A 3807-nucleotide genomic window follows, 5' to 3' on the forward strand; every position below is an offset into this window, starting at 1 on the left:
TACGATGGAGCACCAAGCGACGGCAGTGCATGGAAAATGGGCGATAGTCGACGATCATCATTTCACATCATGCGCGGCGGCTCCTGGGGCTCCTATCCAGTGAATTGCCGCTCCGCTTATCGCAACCTCCATCCGCCCGAGAACCGCAACGACTCTATCGGTTTTCGAGTTGTGAGTGTGCCCCCAGGCTCTCTTTCGTAGCCCTTTTCACTTCTTGCACTGTTACATTTTTCAGAGGCGAATTCATCTCACGTTGAGACTGTTAATTCTCAAATCAGTACAAAGATTAGAATTCTCGATTGTCACATTTGCTGTCACACAAATATGGTCTTATTTTGATACATATTGTCTTAATTCAACTTCATAAAACTGATTTTGAGTGTACCAGTTGCCCTAAAAATGATTCGAATTCTAGACTGATGGCTGTAACCCTTGTAAATTCGTTGATTTCTAGTTTACGTTCTATAGAAACGTAAACTAGAATGGAGGTGTTCATGAAAATCGCTCCTAAAATGTTCACGACTGCGAATTTTGATCTGTCCGAGACCGTTGCGGCTCCAGCTCGGAAAAAAGATGGTAAGGGTCAAGCCCGTCACTTGGGTGAAGAAGAATTGGTGACCTTTTTCAATCATCTACCGGATAAGAAATGGCAATGTGTATTTGCGATCGCATACTTCACGGGCTCACGTATCTCTGAAGTACTGAGCTTGGATGTCAGTGCGATTCAATGTGATCGCGTTGTGATTACTGTGCTGAAAGCTCGCAAACCCATGACGAGAGAAATTGCGATTCAACCTCAGTTGCAGACTTTTTTAGATACCTACGACGCACCCGAAAGCGGATATCTATTCCCGGCTTACCAAAACAGTCAGCGTAAGACTCATGTATCGAGGCAGGCTGCCCATAAGGTTTTGAAAGAAGTGATTGACGCTGCACCCGAATTGGATGGAATTAGTACCCATAGTTTCCGTAGGAGCTTTGCTACGAATCTCCAGAAAGCGGGCAAGTCAGCAGCAGAGATTAGTCGATTCCTAGGGCATAAATCAACAACGATGACAGCTCGGTATATTGGCTAGTTCCTTCGTATCTAAATGAAACCATAGCTTGTAAATTCAGCCTTCAGGGAAGATATTAGATGGCTATTTTTATTTATAAGGAGTCAGTTTTATATGAGCAGTTCAGTTTCAGTATTTAAGCAGGGGAATAAATACAAAGATGGTGGTTATGAGTTTATTTTAAATGGAGAAGTTGTAGATAAATCTGATGCATTTTGTCCAAATAAATCCCTTAGATTATTTGATCGAAAAATATACGATAAAGTAAGCAATTATTCTATGCAAATTTTATTGGATTCGTTTAGTGGCTTAAGTATTGAAATCGACTGGCCTCTAAACGATATATTACCTGGCTTTCGTTTAAGTAATATTCTTTTAACTGAAAACGCTAACTATGAATTCTTCTTTGATATTGATATAATCAATTGGGAATATAGGTGGTCTGCAAGTAAACAAGTAAATGATTTTGTTGATTTAATAGTTAAATTAACTAATGATAAGAATATACAGTTAAAAGCAGAAAAAGTAGGGATTCTAGGGTCTAATTATGATACGAATTTCCCACGTGAAACACTTCTTTTGAATTTATTTAATGGAGAAAAAATCAACCTTTGGGAACTTCCATTAAAAGCAATTATTGACCCTTGTATTCGAGTTTTTACCGAAGCACAGCAGTATGTAATAGATAAATACCAATTATCCTTAACTACTTACTCTCTAACTGAACACTTCAACTTTCCACCAGAAGTTAAAACAGCATGTGAGCAATACCTTTTATATTTTGCTGAGTTCTTAAAAGATGTAGGTATTAAAGTTTCTACTAACATCACTGAAGAAGATCAAGACGTTATTCTTACAGTTATTCCTGAAAATAAAGACGATGCCCTAGAAAAAATAGGACACCTTCTTAACTTATACCTTCATTTACCTAACGGTACTTTAGTTAGTGACTATCAACTAAATACCGAAATGGGAATACAGGCACAAAAACTATATGGCCAAATTAAACAATTAGAAAGCCAGTTATCTTTAACTAATGCAGAGAATCAGCTTTTACAGTTAACTGTTGATAGTCTAAATCGTGAACTTAAGCGATATGATTCTCAAATTCTATTAGAGTCTAAAGCTGAAAAAGAGAAGGACAAAGAACCTGTAATAGGCAATCCTGATAGTGCAATAGTATCCCTTACTGAAATTGATATTTGGGGCGTTAATGTAAATTTAGCCAACTTACTTAGGGCACTAAAGAATGCAGTTAGAGGTGATTGACTTCTTCTCCGGAAAATTTAGAGACAGTCATTCAATTGGTAGAGGGAAAACTTTGGGAACAGCTTTGTAGGTACCTGTAAATTTTTCTTCCACCATAGATTCTACGTATTCTTGATAATTACCTTGGTAACCTAAGAAAGCTAATAAAACCCTTATTACAAGGTTGTGTAAGTCTATATAGTAAGGGGTTACACCGACTTCACTGAAACCTCGGTGAATAAGATCATCTCTTACATTAATAAATTCGAGCTCAGGAAATAAATCATTATAAAAGACACAATATACTTCAAGCATGTTTTTTAATTTTGCCCTAAGTGGGCCAACTTGATTAGCATTACCGCTTTCAAGAGGTTGATATACCTTTTTCCTATATATTTCGTAGTTAGATAAATAATCCTCTTCAATTGTATTTTTATACTTCTCTAAAATTGATTCTACTTCTTTTCGAATTTTCCTATGTATTGCCCTAGAGATGAGCTTTTGACTTACTGATCCAGCATTTCTCTTTACTAATATCTCTAAAACAGTACACAGAATTAAAAATCTTATTTCTATATGCTCAGTATTAGTCACGGTAGAGTACCAATACAGTGCTAAACCTAAACCCTTATCATCAAATAACTCAGATGAAACCTGGTTACTACATTTTTTAAAAAATGGTAATAGGCAAGAGTTTTGAACAACTTGAAAATTTGGCTCACTTTGCTTAATTAATCTACCTAAGAAAATAACTTTTATGCAGTTTTCATCTATATCAGTTATCTTTTCGTAGATTATATAAACTTTACGCCCAGAACTAAATGCTAGTAGTAAAGATAGCCATGAATAATATGTGTAATAAGATAGTTTATTATCTAAAGTTGGAATTTTGCTTAATCTAAATTCAGCATTTAATTTATTGCTATTACCCTTGTATAGCCACTTAATAGAGAAGTATAGTTGATCGTTATTTATAATAATATCCTGATTTATGTCAACACATGAAACACCATAAACAGCGCCTTTTGCTTGAGCGGTTAAATTGTTATTTCTGTTTAGTAATTGCAAATCTACAAAGCTAAAGTATCCTCTGTCAGGATTTAACTTTGAATTAATATCGTCTACCAAAGCAGTATCGATTTCTCTGTAAGTTGCTTCTACTTCAAAACCTTTTAAAGTTCTTCCTTTTATTTGATAACTACCTTGATAAGGCGGTCTTATTTTACTTCCTGTAAATAAATCGCCAGAGTCTAAAAAAACTTTTCCGTTAATTGCTTCCGCTATTTTGGGTTCAACTTCAAGTAAAACTAAACCATTGTCATAACACAAAATATTATCAACTATATCAATAGGATTATCGTCTTTTTCATGGGCTTTTTGGAAAGTACCTGCAAAAGTAAATTGTTGAATTACTTCCATATAGTCATCCGTCTTGATTCTTGAGGGTAGATCGGTATGATCTGAGAAATTGTATTCATCAGAGCATGTTCCCCCCGTATCGTTA

The 3807-nt window shown here is 35.5% G+C and carries 4 protein-coding genes; 3 read left to right on the top strand and 1 reads right to left on the bottom strand.

From position 1 onward, the window contains the following. Nucleotides 1-36 precede the first annotated feature (36 nt). From DXZ20_RS03755 to DXZ20_RS03765, 3 genes are all read left to right on the top strand, one after another. Nucleotides 37-201 carry an SUMF1/EgtB/PvdO family nonheme iron enzyme gene (locus DXZ20_RS03755; protein ID WP_284681658.1) on the top strand — a complete coding sequence of 55 codons (165 nt, stop codon included), beginning with the start codon at nucleotides 37-39 and terminating at the stop codon, nucleotides 199-201. A 293-nt stretch (nucleotides 202-494) separates the two neighbouring features. Continuing rightward, entirely contained in the window at nucleotides 495-1076 is a 582-nt protein-coding gene (locus DXZ20_RS03760; protein ID WP_163696483.1) for a tyrosine-type recombinase/integrase, read from the top strand. 93 nt (nucleotides 1077-1169) lie between these two features. Next, entirely contained in the window at nucleotides 1170-2324 is a 1155-nt protein-coding gene (locus DXZ20_RS03765; RefSeq protein WP_163696486.1) for a hypothetical protein, read from the top strand. Nucleotides 2325-2351: 27 nt separating this feature from the next. Here the strand turns inward: DXZ20_RS03765 and DXZ20_RS03770 are convergent. Continuing rightward, nucleotides 2352-3807, bottom strand: a 1456-nt coding sequence (locus DXZ20_RS03770) for a hypothetical protein (RefSeq protein WP_250565586.1), incomplete at its 5' end; no start/stop codon positions are given.

The sequence above is a fragment of the Adonisia turfae CCMR0081 genome (assembly GCF_011009555.1).
GTDB lineage: Bacteria > Cyanobacteriota > Cyanobacteriia > Phormidesmidales > Phormidesmidaceae > Leptothoe > Leptothoe turfae.

Coding starts and splice junctions, on each gene's coding strand:
- DXZ20_RS03755 (WP_284681658.1), top strand. CDS start 37: ATGGGCGATAGTCGACGATCATCATTTCACATCATGCGCGGCGGCTCC.
- DXZ20_RS03760 (WP_163696483.1), top strand. CDS start 495: ATGAAAATCGCTCCTAAAATGTTCACGACTGCGAATTTTGATCTGTCC.
- DXZ20_RS03765 (WP_163696486.1), top strand. CDS start 1,170: ATGAGCAGTTCAGTTTCAGTATTTAAGCAGGGGAATAAATACAAAGAT.